The 18,457-nt window shown below is 71.2% G+C and carries 16 protein-coding genes; 2 read left to right on the forward strand and 14 right to left on the reverse strand.

Features of this window, described 5'->3' with window-relative positions:
• From BMY89_RS27220 to BMY89_RS27250, 7 genes are all read right to left on the reverse strand, one after another.
• On the reverse strand, nt 1–1,710 hold the full coding sequence (locus BMY89_RS27220; protein WP_092382929.1) for a bifunctional 3'-5' exonuclease/DNA polymerase: 1,710 nt from the start codon (nt 1,708–1,710) through the stop codon (nt 1–3).
• 25 nt (nt 1,711–1,735) lie between these two features.
• A complete protein-coding gene (locus BMY89_RS27225; RefSeq protein ID WP_092382930.1) occupies nt 1,736–2,473 on the reverse strand; it encodes an isocitrate lyase/PEP mutase family protein in 738 nt (245 codons plus the stop codon).
• Nucleotides 2,474–2,595: 122 nt separating this feature from the next.
• The gene (locus BMY89_RS27230; protein WP_092382931.1) at nt 2,596–3,558 is read right to left on the reverse strand and encodes a carbohydrate ABC transporter permease; all 963 of its coding nucleotides are present in this window, start codon (nt 3,556–3,558) and stop codon (nt 2,596–2,598) included.
• A 13-nt stretch (nt 3,559–3,571) separates the two neighbouring features.
• Nucleotides 3,572–4,513, reverse strand: a complete 942-nt coding sequence (locus BMY89_RS27235) for a carbohydrate ABC transporter permease (protein WP_092382932.1) — start codon at nt 4,511–4,513, stop codon at nt 3,572–3,574.
• Nucleotides 4,514–4,551: 38 nt separating this feature from the next.
• Nucleotides 4,552–5,955, reverse strand: coding sequence for an N-acetylglucosamine/diacetylchitobiose ABC transporter substrate-binding protein (gene ngcE, locus BMY89_RS27240; protein WP_092382933.1), 1,404 nt, complete (start codon nt 5,953–5,955; stop codon nt 4,552–4,554).
• 26 nt (nt 5,956–5,981) lie between these two features.
• A complete protein-coding gene (locus BMY89_RS27245) occupies nt 5,982–6,731 on the reverse strand; it encodes a sugar isomerase domain-containing protein (protein ID WP_092382934.1) in 750 nt (249 codons plus the stop codon).
• Nucleotides 6,728–7,690 carry a MurR/RpiR family transcriptional regulator gene (locus BMY89_RS27250; protein WP_092382935.1) on the reverse strand — a complete coding sequence of 321 codons (963 nt, stop codon included), beginning with the start codon at nt 7,688–7,690 and terminating at the stop codon, nt 6,728–6,730. The genes BMY89_RS27245 and BMY89_RS27250 overlap by 4 nt, the downstream gene beginning before the upstream one ends.
• A gap of 190 nt (nt 7,691–7,880) precedes the next feature.
• Here BMY89_RS27250 and BMY89_RS27255 point away from each other — a divergent pair, with 190 nt between their 5' ends.
• Complete coding sequence (locus BMY89_RS27255; protein WP_092383020.1) at nt 7,881–8,867, forward strand: N-acetylglucosamine kinase; 987 nt, start codon at nt 7,881–7,883, stop codon at nt 8,865–8,867.
• Nucleotides 8,868–8,890: 23 nt separating this feature from the next.
• On the opposite strand, the gene BMY89_RS27260 is transcribed toward BMY89_RS27255, so the two are convergent.
• Genes BMY89_RS27260 through ngcE (BMY89_RS27270) form a run of 3 tightly spaced genes read right to left on the reverse strand, consistent with a single transcriptional unit; the run spans nt 8,891 to nt 12,131 of the window.
• Entirely contained in the window at nt 8,891–9,799 is a 909-nt protein-coding gene (locus BMY89_RS27260) for a carbohydrate ABC transporter permease (RefSeq protein ID WP_092382937.1), read from the reverse strand.
• Nucleotides 9,796–10,704, reverse strand: a complete 909-nt coding sequence (locus BMY89_RS27265) for a carbohydrate ABC transporter permease (RefSeq protein WP_092382939.1) — start codon at nt 10,702–10,704, stop codon at nt 9,796–9,798. The genes BMY89_RS27260 and BMY89_RS27265 overlap by 4 nt, the downstream gene beginning before the upstream one ends.
• Before the next feature lie 14 nt (nt 10,705–10,718).
• Complete coding sequence (ngcE, locus tag BMY89_RS27270; RefSeq protein WP_092382941.1) at nt 10,719–12,131, reverse strand: N-acetylglucosamine/diacetylchitobiose ABC transporter substrate-binding protein; 1,413 nt, start codon at nt 12,129–12,131, stop codon at nt 10,719–10,721.
• A gap of 197 nt (nt 12,132–12,328) precedes the next feature.
• On the opposite strand from ngcE (BMY89_RS27270), the gene BMY89_RS27275 reads away from it, so the two are divergent.
• On the forward strand, nt 12,329–13,840 hold the full coding sequence (locus tag BMY89_RS27275) for an acyltransferase family protein (protein ID WP_092382943.1): 1,512 nt from the start codon (nt 12,329–12,331) through the stop codon (nt 13,838–13,840).
• Here the strand turns inward: BMY89_RS27275 and BMY89_RS27280 are convergent.
• From BMY89_RS27280 to BMY89_RS27295, 4 genes are all read right to left on the reverse strand, one after another.
• Nucleotides 13,812–15,302 carry a CoA-acylating methylmalonate-semialdehyde dehydrogenase gene (locus BMY89_RS27280; protein ID WP_092382945.1) on the reverse strand — a complete coding sequence of 497 codons (1,491 nt, stop codon included), beginning with the start codon at nt 15,300–15,302 and terminating at the stop codon, nt 13,812–13,814. The genes BMY89_RS27275 and BMY89_RS27280 overlap by 29 nt on opposite strands.
• Nucleotides 15,299–16,603 carry an aspartate aminotransferase family protein gene (locus BMY89_RS27285; protein ID WP_092382947.1) on the reverse strand — a complete coding sequence of 435 codons (1,305 nt, stop codon included), beginning with the start codon at nt 16,601–16,603 and terminating at the stop codon, nt 15,299–15,301. Before BMY89_RS27285 ends, BMY89_RS27280 begins: the two co-directional genes overlap by 4 nt.
• Nucleotides 16,604–16,704: 101 nt before the next feature.
• The gene (locus tag BMY89_RS27290; RefSeq protein ID WP_092382949.1) at nt 16,705–17,490 is read right to left on the reverse strand and encodes a hypothetical protein; all 786 of its coding nucleotides are present in this window, start codon (nt 17,488–17,490) and stop codon (nt 16,705–16,707) included.
• Nucleotides 17,491–17,502: 12 nt separating this feature from the next.
• Nucleotides 17,503–18,360 carry a hypothetical protein gene (locus tag BMY89_RS27295; protein ID WP_092382950.1) on the reverse strand — a complete coding sequence of 286 codons (858 nt, stop codon included), beginning with the start codon at nt 18,358–18,360 and terminating at the stop codon, nt 17,503–17,505.
• Nucleotides 18,361–18,457 lie beyond the last annotated feature (97 nt).

Below are 18,457 nucleotides of genomic sequence, written 5' to 3' on the forward strand. Positions count from 1 at the left end.
TCAGGCCGCGTCGGCGTAACACTCCACCACCGACAGATCCAGCGGGAAGCGGACCGGGGTGTCGCCGAACAGCAGCGTGGTGGCCCGCTGCCCGGCCTGTTCGACCACCTCCGCCACCTGCTCGGCCTGCCCGGCCGGGCAGTGCACGATCACCTCGTCGTGCTGGAAGAAGACCAGCTCCGCCTCGGTGCCGGCCAGCTCGACCCGGAGCACCGCCAGCAACGTCGACGCCCACTCGGCGGCGGTGGCCTGGATGACGAAGTTGCGGGTGAACCGGCCCCGGGACCGGGCCGCCCGGGCCCGTGGCGACTGCGCGTCGCCGCCGGCGTCCGGGTCTGCCACGCCGTCGTCGCCACCGCCGAGCCCCGCCGTACCGGGCGGGCAGGTCCGCCCCAGCCAGGAGCGCACCAACCCGCCCGCCTCACCGGTCCGCGCCGCCGCCTCGACGTGGCGCAGCGCCGTCGGGTAGCTGCGTCGCAGCACCGCCAGGGCCGGCACCGCCGCCCCACCGGTCTGCCCGTACATGGCCCCCAGCAGCGCCAGCTTGGCCCGGCCCCGATCGCCTCCGAACGCGTCCCGGGCCAGCGCCGCGTAGAGGTCACCCGTCGCGCCGGCGGCGGCGAGCCGGGCGTCACCGGAGACCGCCGCCAGCACCCGGGGCTCCAACTGCCCGGCGTCGGCCACCACGAACCGCCACCCCGGGTCGGCCATCGCCGCCCGGCGGATCACCTTCGGGATCTGCAACGCGCCGCCGCCCCGGGTGGCCCAGCGCCCGGACACCACCCCACCGGGCACGTACTCCGGCTGGAAGCGACCGTCCCGCACCCAGGCGTCCCGCCAGGTGCGACCGTGCGCCGTCCAGATCCGGTAGAGCTCCTTGTACTCCAGGACCAGCGGCACCGCCGGATGATCCACCCCGCGCAGCACCCAGGCCCGGGTGTTGGGCAGATCCACCCCGGCGCGGGCGAACGCCCGCAGCAGCTCCGCCGGACTGTCGGCGTGCACCTGACGGACGCCGAACGCGTCGGCGATCCGCGCGGCCAGCTCGGCCAGCCGGCGGGGCGGCCCGCCCACCGGGGACGGCTCCCCGAGCAACTCGGCCAGCACCGCGTCGTGCACGTCGGCCCGCCACGGCAGCCCCGCCGCCCCCATCTCGGCGGCGATCAACGCCCCGGCCGACTCGGCGGCCACCAGCAGCCGGAACCGGCCCGGCTGGGCGGTGACCGCGATGCGGTCGAGCTGGTCGGCGTAGACGGTGGTCAAGGCGGTGATGCCCGGACCTGACGGCCCGGGCGTGGCGTCGAAGAGCGCGCCCTGCCCAGCGCCGGGCGGTGCGGCAGCGCGCGGCGGCGGATCGGTCGGCACCGGCGCCCCGGTCAGCCGAGCCCACGCCGCGGCCAGTGCGCGCGGCTCACCCCAGCGACCGGCGTACCCGAGCAGCAGCGCCTCGGTCAGCTCCACGTCGTGGCATCGCTGCACCCGGACGCCGGCGCGCAGCAGCGCCGGGTAGAGCGTGGTGCCGCACGCCCACACCCAGCGCGGCTGGTCGGCGCGCTCCCGGGCGGCCATCGCGGCGGGCAGGTCGGTGACCGGTTCGGGCGGGCCGAGCGGTGCGCCGGTCGGGTGCAGGGGTTGCAGCACTCCCCCGCCCCGCTCGTCGGACACCACCGCCACCAGCACGGACGCGATTCTGCCCGGCCGGTGTGACAACCCGTGGCCCGGCGTCCGCGGCGGATCAGCGAGGGGTCGGAGCCGAGTTCACCTCTGCGTAGGTTGGCAGGTCCAGCCCGACCGGTCCGCCGTCGCGGACGGCGGTGGCCGTGCCGACCACCGCGGCCAGGGCCGCCCGGAAGAGCAGGGAGCCGGTGCTGATCCGTCGCACGCCCAGCTGGGCCAGCGCGGCCACGGTGTGCCGGCCCGGCAGGAACAGGATGTTGACCGGCACGTCGACCGCCGCCACGACCGCCTCGATGTCGGCGGGCTCGGCGAGACCCGGCACGAACACCCCGTCCGCGCCGGCGTCCGCGTAGCGCCGGACCCGTCGCAGGGTCTCGGACAGGTCACCGGCGCGCTGCCAGTGGGTGTCGGTGCGGGCGTTGACGAACAGCTCCGGCACCTCCCGCTTCACCGACCGGATCAGCGAGGCGTGTTCCGCCGCCGGCCGCATCGCGTCCTCGACGTTGACGCCGGCGGCGCCGGCCTGCGCCACCGCGACCGCCGCCTCGACCGACCCGGTCTCGATGTCGGCGGTGAGCTGGACCGCAAGCTTCGTCAGGCGGTGCAGTAGCGCCAGGGTCTCGGCGGTCGCGGCGTCGGCGCCGTCGGGCAGACCGTGGGCGGCGGCCACGCCGAGGCTGGTGGTGCCGAGCGCGGGGAAGCCGGCCTCGACCAGGGCACGGGCCGACGCGACGTCCCACACGTTCGGCAGCACCAGCGGATCGCCGACGCGATGAAGATCGGCGAAGGTTGTCATGGGCGTCCTCCTCCTCTCGCCGCTGGCGTCGTCGCGATTCTGCTCTTGATCGTCTGCACCTGGGTGACCCGACACGCCGCTGTGCGAGTCACCCAGGTGCAGACGATCAAGAGATACGGGGATTACTTGCTGACGCCGGCGGTCAGGCCGGACTGCACCTGGCGCTGGAAGACGATGTAGACGATGAGCACCGGCAGCATCGCCATGGTCACCCCGGCGAACAGGCCCGACCAGTCGGAGCGGTAGCCCTGGTTGACCGACAGCTCGATGAGGCCCTGCGAGATGACCTGGTTCTTCGGCTCGCCGGCCACCGACTGCATCAGCAGGGTCGGCAGGTACCACTGGTTCCACTGCCCGAGGACGTTGAAGATGCCGATGCTGATCAGGCCCGGCTTCGCCATCGGCAGCATGACGCTGAAGAACAGCCGGCTGTGTGACGCCCCGTCGACCATGCCCGCCTCGGCGATCGCGGTGGGCAGGGTACGGAAGAACGAGTGCATGAAGAAGACGGTGAACGCCAGTGACCAGGCCACGTAGACCAGGATCAGCATGAGGTGCTTGTTCGGGCCGAGGAACGGCAGCACCACGCCGGTGTTGTAGACGCCCTTGAACAGCGGCACCGCGGCCAGGTAGATCGGCAGGGTGAGCCCGGACAGGAACATGTAGTAGATCACGCGGTTGCCGGGGAACTCGTATCGGGCGAGCACGTAGGCGGCCATCGAGCCGAGCAGCATGGTGAGAAAGACGCTGCCGACCAGCACCAGAATGGTGTTGAAGAAGAACGAACCGATGTGGCCCTCGGTCCAGGCCCGGGCGAAGTTGTCCCACTGCAACCGCTCGGGGATGAGCGACAGCGGCTTGCGGATGACCTCCGCGTCGGTCTTGAGCGCCGACATCACCACCCACAGCAGCGGGTAGACCACCATGATCGCCCAGACGGCGAGGAACAGGTGCGAGAAGCCGTTGAAGAACCGCCCCCCGGCGCGGCCGCCGCCGACGGCGGCACGCTGTGCGGGTGTACGGCCCGGCGGTGGGGCCTGGTCGGGCCCGGCCAGGCCACCCGGGGTGTGGGTCACCGTGCTCATGGTCCAGGTCTCCTCAGTACTCGATCCGCTCACGACGGGTGATCCTCAGCTGCGCGGCGGCCAGCAGGATCGTGAAGATCGCCAGTGCCACACCCATCGCGCACGCGTAGCCGAACTGGCCCTTCTGAAATGCGGTGAAGTTCAGCACCGACGCGAAGATCTCGCTGGCGTGGTTGGGGCCGCCCTGGCTGGGCGTCATGACGAAGACCAGGGCGTACATGTCCAGGGCGATGAAACCCAGGTAGACCCAGGCCACCGAGACGGTGTCCCGCAGCAGCGGCAGGGTGATCCGGAAGAAGGTGTGGAAGCGGCCCGCGCCGTCGAGGATGGCCGCCTCGTAGATGTCCTTCGGGATGGACTGCATGGCTGCGGAGAAGAGCACCATGTAGAAGCCGGCCCCGCTCCAGACCGCGATCAGCAGCAGCCACCACAGCACCGCCGGTACGCCGAGGAAGGGCTCCGGGTCGTACATGAAGGTGATCGGGTCGTCCTGGTTGACCAGCCCGATCTTCATCAGCATGCCGTTGATCAGGCCCTGGCCGTCGGCGCGGTAGATCTGTTGCCACATCACCGCGATCACGACCAGGGACAGCACCTGCGGGAAGAAGAAGATCACCTTGTACAGGCCGGAGCCGAAAACGCCCCGGATGCCGGCCTTGTCCTCGCGTCCGCCCACGTTGAGCAGGAACGCGAGGAACAGGGCCAGCGCGATGGTGAAAAGCGGCACGGTGATCAGGAAGAAGACGTTGTGCCAGAACGCCTTCCTGATCAGCTCGTCGGAGAACAACCGGATGTAGTTGTCCAGCCCGACGAACTGCTGCCGGTCGGAGTAGCCTCCCCAGTCGGTCAGCGAGTACCCGGCCGCCTGCAGGAAGGGCCACACCACGTAGAAGAGGTACAGCCCGACCGGCAGCGCCAGGAAACCCGTGACGAAACGCGCAACACCGTGCCGCATTTCTCCCACTTCCTCGTTCGGTTATGTCCGGGCAGGTGTCACGCGTTGCGGGTCTGCTTGGTGATCGACGAGTCCTTGGCGACCTTGTCGGCGGCAGCCTGCATCTTGTCGACGAACTGCGCGGCGGTGAGCCGGCCGGCCATCAGCTCCTGGGAGAGGTTCTGGCTCTCCTTGTCCAGGTCGGCGTAGAAGTCCCAGAGCTTGACCGAGATCAGGTCCGAGCCGGCATTCTTCATCAGCTCGTTCGCCGTGGCCAGCGCCGGGTCCTGCACGTTGTCGCCGGAGCCCTTGGTCGACGCCAGCGACTTGGTCAACTCGGCGAACTTCGCCGAACCGGCCTTCGACACCACCGCGCGCAGGAACTCCTTGGCCGCCGCCTTGTTGGGGGCCTTGCTCGGCACCACGAAGCCCTCACCGGCACCGGCGAAGACGTCCTTGGGCGCCTTGTCGGCGGCGGTCACACCCCAGTAGTCGGAGAGCTTCATCTCGAAGCCCGGCGGGATCGTCGCGGCCATCTCGTTCTTCAGCCAGGTGCCGACCTGGATGAAGGCGGCCTTGCCGTCGAGCCACGCCTGCTGCGACTGGGTGTGGTCGAGCTTGCCCGGCAGCACCAGCTTGTCCTTGACCAGCTTCTCCCACGCCTCCAGCGCCGGCAGGATGCCCTCGGCGCGCCAGGCGTTCTCCTTCAGGTTGTCGATGTCGACGACCGCCTGCTTGCCGGCCGACTTCCAGATCGAGGCCATCAGCGCCCAGCGCGGGTAGTAGCCGTGCACGGCGTCGTAGACGTACGGGGCGATGCCCTTGGCCTTGATCTGCGGGGCGAGGGTGAAGAACTCGTCGAAGGTCTTCGGCGGGGCCCAACCCTCCCGGTCGAACAGGGCACCGTTGTACCAGTTGCCCCACACCGTGAACGCGACGTAGACCACGAAGAACTTGCCCTGGAAGGTGCCGTCGGAGACGGTGCCCGGCAGCAGGGAGTCGGCGACGGTGCCCTCGCTGTCCCAGGCCGGCGCGGCGAGCAGGTCGTCCAGCGGCTCGATGGCGCCCTCGTTGACCAGCGTGCTCAGGTCCATCAGGTCGGCGCCCGAGTTCATGATGAGGTCGCTGGGCTGCGTCGCCATCTTGGGCTGTTCTTCGGTCTTGATCTTCTGGGTGGAGCTCATGTTGACGGTGACGTTCGGGTGCTTGGCGCTGAAGATCGCCTGGTCTTCCTTCGCCCAGGCGTCACCCAGGCCACCGTTGAAGATGACGACCTTGACGGCGCTGCCGTCCTGCAGGCCGAAGGGGTTGTCGTTGCTCTTCTCCCCGGCGTTGTTGTCGGACTCGTTCGGCGTGCTGCCGGCGCAGGCGCTGAGCAGGCCGACGGCCGGGGTCACCAGGAGGCCCGCGGCCGCCGCACGGCGCAGCAGGGTCCGGCGGTTGAGATCAGGGGAAACGGACATCGTCTGACTCTCCTTGTGGTGTCGGGTCAGGCGGTGCGCCGGAGACGCCCGGCGTACCGCGACTCGAGGGCGAGGTTGTGCTCGTCCCCACCGGGGACGTTGGCGGAGAGGTAGATAGGGGGCGCCTCTCCGGCCTGGTGGAACCGTCGTACGACCTCCGCGGTCAGCAGCTGCGCCAGCAGCGCCGAGGTGACCGAGGAGACCGCACAGACCGCGCCGCCGCCCTCGAGCGGCAGCAGTGCGTCACCGTACGGCGCGCCGTTGTCCAGCACGACGTCGGCGAGTTCGACGAGCCGACGGCCGGACGGATGCCGCGGGGCGACCCGTCCGGTGTGCTCGACCGAGGTGACCGCGATCAACGGGTGACCGCGCCGGGTGGCCAGCAGGGCCAGTTCGACCACCGAGCCGTTGATGCCGGACTGGGACGCCACCACGAACACGTCCTGCGGCTGCGGTGCGGCGATCGCGTACAGCTGGTGCGCGACGGCCGGGTCGCGCTCCAGTTTGGGGTCGGCGAGTACGCCGCGCGGGGCGTCGCCGTGCAGCACCAGGTCGTGCAGGGAGAGCCGGTTGGTGGGGACCAGTCCGCCGGCCCGGGCGACCAGCTCGGCGGCGAACGCCTCCGAGTGCCCGGCGCCGAACGCCTGGAGCACCCCGCCGTCGCGCAGACTGGCGGCGATCAGGTCGGCGGCCCGGCCCAGCGCCTCGGACTCCCGGTCGACGAGCCGGTCGAGCACCGGCCGGACGGCCTTCGCGTACCCCTGGGCGCTGATCATGAGCTGGCTCCCCTCGCGGCCTTGTGCCCGTCGACGGCCTGGGCGGTACGCCGGAAGGCCGCGTGGGCGCGGTCGTGGGTGCGCTGGGCGACCGCGATGTAGAGCAGGTCGAGCACGACCAGCTGCGGGTGCCGGGCCGACAACGCGTCCGGACGGAACGTGGTTTCCTGGCTGGCGGTGAGCAGGACGATGTCGGCCAGCTCGGCCAGCGGTGAGCGGCGGAAGCCGGTCAGCGCGATGGTGGTCGCGCCCCGGCTGCCGCCCTCGGCGAGCATCTCGATGGCCTCGCGGGTCTGCCCGCTGTGCGAGATGCACAGCGCGACGTCGCCCGTACGCAGCAGCGCGGCGGACGCGAGGCCGGAGTGCACGTCGTTCCAGGCCCAGGCGGCGACCCCGATGCGATGCAGGCTGAACTGCATCTCCTCGCCGACCAGGGCGCTGCCGCTGGCGCCGAAGATGTTCACCCGTTCGGCGCCGGCGATGGCGACGGCGGCCCGCTCCACCTCGGCCAGGTCGAGCAGCGCGGCGGTGTCGTGCATGGCCCGGGTGTCGGCGGCCATGATCTGTTCCAGTACCCGTTCGAGTGGGTCTCCGGGCTGGATCTCGCGTCCGATGTCGACGGTCCAACCGGCCGAGCGGGCCCGGCCGGTCTCGGCGGCGATGCCCAGCCGCAGGTCGGCGTAGCCGTCGAAACCCATCGCCCGACAGAAGCGGGTGACCGTGGCCGGCGAGGTGCCGCTGCGTTCGGCCAGCTCGACGATGGTGGCGCGGGCGGCCGCCTCGGGGTCGCTGAGCACATGCTCGGCGACCCGGCGCAGCGCGCCGGTCAGCTCGGCGGCACCGGTGCGTACCCGGGCCAGTGTCCCGCCTGCGGCGACGCCCAGGGCGCCCCGTCGATCAACCCCATCGGCGTCGGCCACCGCGGTGCCCGCGGAGGTGTCCGCCTCGTGATCAACCATGGGACGCCTTTCGGAAAAGACTGTTAACTGTTAGTGGTAAAAGTTCTTACTGAAGGCACCTCCATGTCAAGAGCGTGGGCGAAGTTTTCAAACTGTTACCTGGCGCACAGGCCTTCGCCGGACCCTGCCCTTGCCCGGAAACGCCAGCTCGACCAGCATGAATGCAAGATCCATCAGGGAGGTGGCAGTGGTGACCGGCACCGTCGTGGTCGGCCTGGACATCGGTGGCACGTCCACCCGCGCCCTCGCGGTGACGCTCGACGGCGAGCGGCTCGGCACCGGTCGCTCCGGCGGCGGCAACCCCACCAGCCACGGCGCCAACCGGGCCGCCGGCGAACTCCGGGCCGCCCTGCGACAGGCGCTCACCGACGTCGACCCGAGCCGGGTGCGGGCCGGCGCGATCGGGTTGGCCGGCGCCGGCCGGCTGCTCGCCGACCCGGCCGGTCGCGCCGTCTTCGACGACGCCTGGCGCGCCGCCGGGCTGCGCTGCCCGTACGCGGTGCACGGCGACGCCCTGGTCGCGTACGCCTCGGGTACCCACAGCCCGACGGGCACCGTCCTCGTCGCCGGCACCGGGGCGATCGCCGCGCAGGTGCGTGAGCTGAGGCTGGCCCGCGTCGCCGACGGGCACGGCTGGCTGCTCGGCGACGTCGGGTCCGGCTTCTGGCTCGGCCACCAGGCGGTACGCCGGCTGCTCGCCGCCCTCGACGCCGGCGGCGACCCGGGCGACCTCGGGCGGCGGGTGCTCACCGAGCTGACCGGCTCCGCCGAGGTGGCCGCCCGGCCCCGGGACACCGTCGACGCGCTCGTCCAGACCGTCACCCGCCGTCCGCCGGTGGAGCTGGCCCGACTCGCCCCGCTGGTGGTCTCCGCCGCCGGCACCGCAGAGCCGGTCGCCGCCGGGCTGATCGCCGAGGCAGCCGGGCACCTGATCAGCAGCACCAGCCGCGTCCGCCCGCCCGGCGACGCCTCGCCGTTGGTGCTCGGCGGTGGCCTGCTGACCGGCCAGACCCTGCTGGCCGCCGCGGTCCACGCCGAGGCCCGACAGTGCTGGCCGGATGCGCCGATCCGAGCGGCCGGCGACGGTGCCGCCGCCGCGGCCTGGCTGGCCGCCCGCGACCTTCCCGAGGTGACCGACCCGGCCGCCCTGCACGCCCGTCTGGTGCCCGCCACCTGACGAGATCGGCGATTGACTGGCGACTATTTGAGTTGGCCGGCGGTGAGGCCGGACTGCACCTGGCGCTGAAAGACGACGTACACCAGCAGGACCGGCACCACGGCGATGGTGAGGCCCGCGAAGAGTTGGGCGTAGTCGCCCGCATATCCCTGGTTGACCGAGAGCGCTGCCAGCCCCTGGGCCAGCACCCACTTGGACTCGTCACCCTGCATGAGCACCTGCGGCAACAGGAACTGGTTCCAGTGGTTGAGGAAGTTGAAGATGGCCAGACTGATCATTCCCGGACGCGCCATCGGCAGCATCACCCGGAAGAACAGTCGAAAATGACCACACCCGTCGACCAGCGCCGCCTCGGCGACGGAGGTCGGCAGGGTGCGGAAGAACGCGGTCAGAAAGAACACCGTGAACGGCAGCGAATACGCGGCGTAGACCAGGATCAGGCCGGTCCAGGTGTTGAAGAGCCCGGCGTTGCGGACCACGAAGAACAGCGGCACCAGGGCCAGGAAGACCGGGAACATCAGCCCGCCGACGAACAGGTAGTAGAGCACCTGGCGGCCACGGAATTCGTACCGGGCGAAGACGTACGCGGCGGTCGCGCCGGTGAGCATGGTCAGCGTCACCGATCCGGTGACCACCACCAGGCTGTTGAGGAAGTAGCGGCCGATGTGGGCCCCGCCCCACGCCCGTGCCCAGTTGTCGAAGCGCAGCGCGCCCGGCAGGCCCCACGGGTCCGCCAGGATCTCCGCGTTGCTCTTGAAAGAGCTGATCACCATCCAGAGCAGCGGCAGCACGGTCACCGCACCCCAGAACAGCAGGAACCCGTGCGAGAGCAGGTTGACCACGCCCCACTCGCGGCGGACCGGGCGATCGGCGCGGCCGGCGGCCGGTACGGCGGTCGGCGTCGAGGTCGCGGCGCTGTCCACTGTGGTCACGAGTACTCGATCCTGTCCCGCTTGCCGATCCGCAGCGCCAGCACCGCCACCGAGAGGGTGAGGAAGAACATCACCACACCGATCGCCGAGGCGTAGCCGAACTTCGTCTCGCTGCCGAACGCGGTGTCGTACATCCGGACGCCGATGACGTCGGTGGAGAAGTTCGGCCCGCCGTTGGTCATCAACTGCACGAGGATGAAGCCGTCGAGAGCGAAGATGGCCAGGTAGACCCAGGCGACCTGAACGGTGTCCCAGAGCAGCGGGATGGTCACCCTCCACAGGGTGGTGAGCCGGCTGGCGCCGTCGAGCAGCACCGCCTCGTAGATCTCCCTCGGCACCGACGACATGGCCGCGCCGAAGAGCACCACGTAGAAGCCGACGTTGCTCCAGATCATCACGGCCAGGACACACCAGAAGGCGGTACGCGGGTCACCCAGCCAGGTCGGCGCGGCCAGACCCAGGCCGTTCGCGGCGCTGGTGAGCAGCCCCTTGCCCGGGTGGTAGACCTCCTTCCACAGCAGCGCGATGATGACCACCGAGAGCACCTGTGGGAAGAAGTAGACCGTCCGGTAGACGGCGCTGCCCCGGACTCCGGCCACACCGGCCCGCCCCTTGCGGCCACCCATGTTGAGCATGGTGGCGAAGAACAACCCGAGCACGATCGTCGACACCGGCACCAGCGCCAGCAGAACGGCGTTGTTCTTCAACGCGTTCCAGACGTACTCGTCGCGCCACAGCGTCTTGAAGTTGGCCAACCCCACCGGGTTGGCCTCGGCGGAGTAGCCGAGCCAGTCGGTGGTGGAGATCTGGAAGGCCTGGAGGTACGGCGAGACGACGAAGACGACGTAGAGCAGCACCGGCGGCACCAGGAAGGTGGCGATCAGCGGGTACTTGCCGTGTTTCACGATGGTTCCCCGGTTCAGGCGGCCCGCTTGTACTTGGTGATCGAGCTGTCCTGGGCGATCGAGTCGGCGCCCTTCTGGCACTGGTCCAGGAACTCCGCCGGCCCGACCCGCCCGCTGAAGAACTCGCCGCAGGCGGCGTCGACGAGGTTGCGCTCGAGCTTGCGATAGTAGTTGTTGTAGACCCAGTTGAAGCCGTTGGCGCCGGAGGCGTCCAGCGCCTTGACCACGGTGGTCAACCCGTACGGCAGCTGCACGCCCTCGGTGGCGCCGGCCACCACGGTCAGGCTGGCGACCTTGCGGGTGAAGTCCTGCGCGCCCCGTCGGGACAGCATCGTCCGGAAGTACTCCAGCCCACCCGCGATGTTCTTCGCCTTGGCCGGCACCATGAACGGCTCTCCGGCGGTGCCCCGGATCGCCTCGTACGGCAGCTTGTCGCCGGCGCCCAGGCGTGGGGTGGGCTGCACGGTCATGTCGAAGCCGGCCGGGGTCACGTCGGCCTGCTCGCTCTCCAGCCAGGAACCGCACGAGACGAACGCGGCCTTGCCCTGGCACCAGGCGGTCTGCGACTGCTTGTGGTCCAGGCCCGGTGAGCCCTCCAGGATGTAGCGGTCCTTGACGATCTGGTGCCAGGCGTCGGCCGCCATCCGCATCGCCTCGGAGCGCCAGGCGTTCGGCTCCAGGTTGTCGATGGCGGTGGCGACCTCGGGTCCGCCGAACTTGATGGCCGTCGAGATCAGCGGCCAGCTCATGTAGCGGGGGTGGATCCCGGCGTACGTCCAGGGGGCGATGCCGGCGGCCTTGATCTGCCGGCACAGCGCGATGTGCTCGTCCCAGGTCGTCGCGTAGGCCCAGCCCCGGTCGGCGAAGAGCTTGGTGGAGTGCCAGATGCCGTAGACGGTGTAGGTGTAGTTCATCACCAGGAACCGGCCGTCGTACGAGCCGACCTCGACCGCGCCGGGCAGCAGGGTCTCCCGCACGGTCTGGCCGGGGATGTCGAGGCTCGGCGCGTCGAGCAGCTCACCCAGGTCGGCCAGGGCGTTCTGGGAGACCAGCCCGTTGAAGTCGATCTGGCCGGCGCCGGAGTTGTTGACCACGTCGGGCGGAGTGCCGTCGACGAATCGCGGCTGCAACGTCTTGCTGATCTCCTGGGTCGCCGAGTGGTTGATCTTCGCCTGCGGGTACTTCTCGGTGTACATGGCCTGATGGGCTTTGGCGTACTCCTCACCGAACCCGCCGTTGAAGATCACCACTTCCAGCGGCGCGTCCTCGGCGACGCCCAACGGGTTCGCCTCGCTCTTGGTTCCCCGGTAGCTCTCGCCTGCGTCGTCACCGCCACCGCTGGTGGCGCAGCCGGTGAGCAGCCCGGCGGCGGGGGTGGCCAGCAGGCCGGCGGCAGCGGTACGTCGCAGGATGTCGCGCCTGTTCATGTCGCTCTCCTCGGATCCGGGCCAGGGCGGTCGCCGCGAGGGGGGTGGCGGCCGCCGGTCGAGGCGTGGGGGAACTTGTCTTCACTTCGTATTGTGTTACTGAAGAATTTCTACGTCAGCGGGGCGCGGACTTCAAGACCGGGGCCCGAACCGTTATCACCGCCGGCCGTCGCCCGTGGCTCGCATACGCTCGGACCATGCGCCGCCTGGCCCGACTCGCCGCCCGGACACCGGCGGGTCGCGAGCGCTATCTCGACCTGCTCCGGGCGCTGGCCATCGTGCTGGTCATCCTCGGCCACTGGACGATCGCGGTCGTCTACTACGACGAACACGGACGCCCCGACGGCCACTCGGCCCTGACCGCGATCCCCTGGGCCTACCCACTGACCTGGGCCGTCCAGGTCATGCCCGTGTTCTTCCTGGTCGGCGGCTACGCCAACGCCGCCTCGCTGGCCACGCATCGCGGCCGGGGCGGCGACGCGGCCGGTTGGCTGCTCGGCCGCAGCGCCCGACTGCTGCGCCCGACCACCGCGCTGATCCTGGTGCTCGCCGCGGGCGCGCTGATCGCCCGGCTGGCCGGAGCCGAGCCGAGCCAGGTCCGCCCGGTCGTCTGGTTCGCCACCATCCCGCTGTGGTTTCTCGCCGCCTACCTCGCGGTGGTGCCACTGACCCCGCTCATGTACGCGTTGCACCGCCGCTTCGGGCTGCTGGTGCCGCTGGTCCTGGTGCTGCTGGTGGCCGCCGGCGACCTGGGCCGCGCGCTCGGACCGGCCGAGCTGGCGCTGCCCGGCTACCTGCTCGGCTGGCTGGCCGTCCACCAGGTCGGCTTCGCCTGGTACGACGCCCGCCAGGCCGACTGCCACCCGCCCGGCACCATCCCGGCCGACACCTCCCGGGTCGACACCTCACCGTCCGGCGGCGGGCGCCTCGGACTCCGGACCCGGTGCCTGCCGATGTCGACCCACGCCGCGTGGGCGATGCTCGTCGGCGGGCTCGCCGTGGCGGTGCTGCTCACCGGCCCCGGCCCGTACCCGGTAAGCATGATCAACCTGCCGGGGCAGCGGCTGGCCAACGCCGCACCACCGAGCGTGGCGTTGCTGGCCGTCGCCACCGCCCAGCTCGGGCTGATCCTGCTGCTACGGGACCGGGCGGAGCGTTGGCTGCACCGCAGCCGACCATGGCAGGCGGTGATCGCCGTCAACTCGGTCGTGCTGACCGTGTTCCTGTGGCACCTGAGCGCGGTGGTGCTGCTGATCGGCGCGCTGCACGGGCTCGGCGTGCTGCCCACCCCGGAGGCGGGCTCGGCGCCCTGGTGGGCCTGGCGCCTGCCCTGGGTGCTGATGCTGACCGTGGTGCTGGCCGGACTGGTCGCCATCTTCGGCCCGATCGAGGCCCGCACCGGCCGCTCCACCGCGCCACGGCGGCCGGGACCGGAGCGCACCGGCCGCACACCGGTGAGGCAGCGCCCGGACCGGGCCGGCGACGCCGGCCGCCCGCGGGGAGACGGACGGCCGGCCGGCCGGGCGGTCACCCGCGCCGTGCTCACCGTCGCCGGCTTCGCCGCCGTCATCTACGCCCTGGCGGCCAATGCCACGGCGGCGAAAACCTCACCCGAGCCGCTCGGGCTGCCGGTCGCCGCGCTGGTGCTCTACCTGGCCGGCGCAGGCACCCTGCGGCTGCTCAGGTCTGGGTGGGGAAGCCGAGGTTGACCCCGCCGTGTCGCGGATCCAGCCACCGGCTGGTGACCACCTTGCCCCGGGTGAAGAACGCGACGCCGTCGGCGCCGTGCGCGTGCAGGTCGCCGAAGAGCGACGACTTCCAGCCGCCGAACGAGTAGTACGCCATCGGCACCGGGATCGGCACGTTGATGCCGACCATGCCGACCTCCACCTCGTGCTGGAAGCGCCGGGCGGCACCACCGTCGTTGGTGAAGATCGCCGTGCCGTTGCCGTACGGGCTGGCGTTGACCAGCTCCACCGCCTCGTCGTACGAGCCGACGCGCAGCACCGACAGCACCGGCCCGAAGATCTCGTCGGTGTAGATCGACATCTCCGGGGTGACGTGGTCGAACAGGGTCGGTCCGAGCCAGAAGCCGTCCGGGTCGCCGTCGGGCTCCACGTCCCGGCCGTCCACCACCGGCACCGCGCCGGCCCGTACGCCCGCCGCCACATAGGAGCGGACCTTCGCCGCGTGCGCGGCGGTGACCAGCGGGCCCATGTCACAGCCGCGCCGCCCGTCACCGGTGCGCAGCCCGGCCATCCGCTGGGCGATCCGCGCCACCAACTCGTCGGCGACCGGTTCCACGGCGACCAGCGCCGAGATCGCCATGCACCGCTCCCCCGCCGAGCCGAACCCGGCGTTGACCGCCGCGTCGGCGGCGAGGTCGAGGTCGGCGTCGGGCAGCACCACCATGTGGTTCTTCGCCCCGCCGAGCGCCTGCACCCGCTTACCGGTCGCCGTGCCGCGCTGGTAGACGTGCCGCGCTACCGGGGTCGAGCCGACGAACGACACCGCCCTGACCGCCGGATGGTCCAGCAGCGCGTCGACCGCCTCGGCGTCACCGTTGACCACGTTCAGCACCCCGTCGGGCAGGCCGGCCTCGGCGAACCACTCGGCCAGCAGCAGGGCCGCGCTCGGATCCTTCTCGCTCGGCTTGAGCACCACGGCGTTGCCGGCGGCCACCGCCACCGGGACGAACCACAGCGGCACCATCACCGGGAAGTTGAACGGGCTGATCACCGCGACCACGCCGAGCGGCTGCCGCAGGCTGTACGAGTCGACCTCGGTGGAGACGTTCTCACTGAAGCCGCCACGCAGCGCCGACGGGATGCCGCACGCGTACTCGATGACCTCCAGCCCGCGCTGCACCTCGCCGGCGGCGTCGGCGAGCACCTTGCCGTGCTCGGCGGTGATCACCTCGGCCAGTTGGTCGCGGCGGGAGTTGACCAGCTCGCGAAAGGCGAACAGCACCGCCGTCCGCCTCGCCAGCGACGCGTTCCGCCAGGTGCGAGCCGCGCGCTCGGCGGCCTGCACCGCGACCGCGACGTCCGCGGCACTGGCCAACTCCACCGCACCGGTACGCAGACCGGTGGCCGGATCGAAGACGTCCCCCCACCGGCTGGAGGTGCCGCCGACCCGCTTGCCGTCCACGAAGTGCCCGATGAGGTTCACGCCGGCAGCCCCGCCGCGCAGGAACGGATCGCCTCGACCAGGATGGCCAGCCCCTCGCGGGCCTCCTCCTCGGTCAGCGTCAACGGCGGCCCCATCCGCAGCACGTTGCCGTACAACCCGCCCTTGCCGGTCAACAGGCCGCCCGCCCGGCACGCCTCGAAGACCCGCGTGGCCAGCGCCGGGTCCGGCTCGCCGGTACCGGGGTGCACGAACTCCACACCGAGCATCAGGCCCTTGCCGCGCACCTCACCGACCCGGTCGAGGCCGGCGACCGCGTCGCGCAGCCCGTCGCCGAGGATCGCGCCGACCCGGGCGGCGTTCGCCTGCAGGTCGTGTTCCAGCAGGTAGTCCAGGACCGCGTTGCCGGCCGCGGTGCAGAGCGGGTTGCCGCCGAAGGTGGAGAAGCTGATCCCCTGCACCGACTCCAGCACCTCCGCGCGGCCCACCACGCCGGCCAGCGCGAATCCGTTGCCGATGCCCTTGGCGAAGGTGATCAGATCCGGCGTGACGCCGTGCGCCTGGTAGCCCCAGAAGTGCTCCCCGGTCCGCCCCCAACCGGTCTGCACCTCGTCGGAGATGAGCAGGATGCCGTGCTCGTCGAGGACCTTCTTCCAACCGGCGAGCAGGCCGTCGGGGCCGTGCACGAAGCCGCCCACCCCCTGGATCGGCTCGGCGATCAGGCAGGCCACCTCCCCGCTGGTCTGCGTGGCCAGCACCTCGCGCAGGTCCTCCACCGCGGCGTCGATCCGGTCGGCCTCGGGCAGCCGGGCCAGCAGACCACGGAGCCGCTCGCCCGAGTGCAACCAGGCCACCTGCAACGGGTTGAGCGCGGTCGGCGACCAGTTGCGGTTGCCGGTCACCCCCATGGTCGCGTACGTCCGGCCGTGGTAGCTGTTGCGCACCGCGAGGATCTGGTGCGAGCGGCGATAGTTGGTGGCGACCAGCAGCGCCGCCTCGTTGGCCTCGGTGCCGGAGCTGGTGAAGAAGACCCGGGCGTCGGGGATGCCGGAGAGCGTCGCCACCTTCTCGGCCAACTCGACCTGCTGGCGGATCAGGTAGACCGTCGAGGTGTGCACGATCCCGGTGGCCAACTGCCGCTGCACCGCCTCCCGCACCTCGGCGATGTCGTAGCCGAGCGAGTTGGTCAGCACGCCACCGAAGAAGTCCAGGTAGGTGCGGCCCTGCGCGTCGGTGACCCGACGGCCCTCGCCGCTGACGAGTTCGATCGGCTCGGCGTAGTAGAGCGGCATCCAGGACGGGAGCACGGCCCGGTGCCGGGCCAGCAGATCGTCGGTGGTCATCGTCGCCCCTTCGGTTCGCGGTAACCGAACGCTTTCACCACCATCGCTGTGCCGACAAGTGCCAATGTGTCGGGTGGTGACCCCTCAGCGTTGACAGTGCGTCAACGCTTTCCGTCGTCGGAAGCCGGCTCAGCCACGCTTCCGGTAGCTGTCACGGCTGCCGAGCTACGTTTTCCGTGCAGGTACGGCGGCAGATGCAACGCCGCCGCAATCAGCCCGAAGCCCGCCCAGCCCAGCGCCAGAGCGACCCCGCCGGAGACCTCCTGCCCCAGGTACACCCCGGCGAGGAAGCCGATCAGGGCCAAGCTGTTACGGACGAAGTGCCGGCAGAACTCGGGCAGTTCCCGCCGCACCTCGACCGCCACCAGCACCCCCGCGTACGGGAAGGTCACCACCAGCCCGCGCAGCACCTGGCCGAGCAGGCCGGTCAGCGTCGCCCCGGCGAGGATCAGCAGCAGCCGGACCGCCGCGGGCAGCCGCGCCGCCTCCGAAGCGACCACCGGATCCGGATCGGGTGCCGGTGCCCAGCGGCCCAACACCAGCACGGCGATCAGCCAGAGGAGCACGACGCCGGCCAGCGTGGGCAGGAGCGGCAGCGCGACCGGCCCCAGCGCCGCCGCCACGGCCAGGTAACCGGCGATGCCCGCCAGATCGGCCAGCAGGATCGGCCAGCGCAGCCGGTGGTGCGTCAGCAGCACGATGCCGAAGAACAGGTTCAGCCCGACCACGCCGACGAGCTGTCCGCCGTCCACCTGGTACCCGGTCGCCAGCAGCGCCGCCGACATCGGCAGCGGCAGGCTGGCGACGAAGGCCCGCCACCGCACCGGGCGGATCAGGCTCACCGCCCAGACCACGGCGGTCACCAGCAGCACGCCCTGGGCGGTCACCGGCGCAGCTGCTCAGCCGTCGAACTTGGCCAGCACGACGCACGCCTGGAAGGTCTCAGCGGTCCCGGCCACATCGGCGGGGTTGACCGAGAAGCGGTTCTCGTTGATCTCGCCGTGCGCGCTCATCCCGGCCGTCCAGCACGCGGTCGCGTCCCAGCGGATCAGGTTGACGTGCAGGTCGGCGGGGACCGCTACGGTCGGCAACAAACCCACCCGTACCCCCGCCGCACGCTGCTCCGCCACCAGCTCCGCCAGCTCCTCGGAGAACTCGGCGTAGGTGAAGATGCGGGTGATCCGCACGCCACGCTCCAGCGCCGCCAGGTTCTCCGTCCAGTACTGCCGGCCGATGTCGCTGCGCCACCAGCCGAGCCGGGGCAGCACGTTGGTCAGCGCCTCCAACTGCCGTACGCACTCCCTGGTCGCGGCGAGCATGTCCTGGTAGTCGGGGCCGGGCCGGATGACGCGTCCCTGGCGCAACTGGGCGAGATCGGCCTGGAACCGTTCGACCCGCCGCCGGGTCTCGTCGGCCACCCGGGTGCCCGGATGCCGGTCGATCGCCTCCCGGGCGGCGGCGGCCAGCTCGGGCAGCGCCTGCACGAGCCAGGGCGGGCCGGCCAGCAGGGTCCGCAGGTGGAACCGGCGCTCGGCGCGCGCCATCGAATCCACCAACAGCGAGATGGTGATGCCCATCAGGCCGGCCAACAGCGACTCCACGCCGTCGGCCGCGCCGGTCAGGTCGAGCGTGACGGAGAGCGTGACCGACAGCACGATGCCGATCAACGCGACCGGGTCGGTGTGCGCCAGCAGCCGGGCCACCCCGGCGGGGCTGTCGAATCGGCCGCTGCGGGTACGGCGCAGGGGTTGGGCCATGGATGACCTCCTGGTGCCAGCTGCCGTCAGGGTAGGACCTGGCAACCACGCCCCCGGCCGCGCCGACGACCGGCGGGTCCGGCCCGCGCTCGCCGGC

The organism is Micromonospora phaseoli, assembly GCF_900109115.1.
Taxonomy (GTDB): Bacteria; Actinomycetota; Actinomycetes; order Mycobacteriales; family Micromonosporaceae; genus Micromonospora; species Micromonospora phaseoli.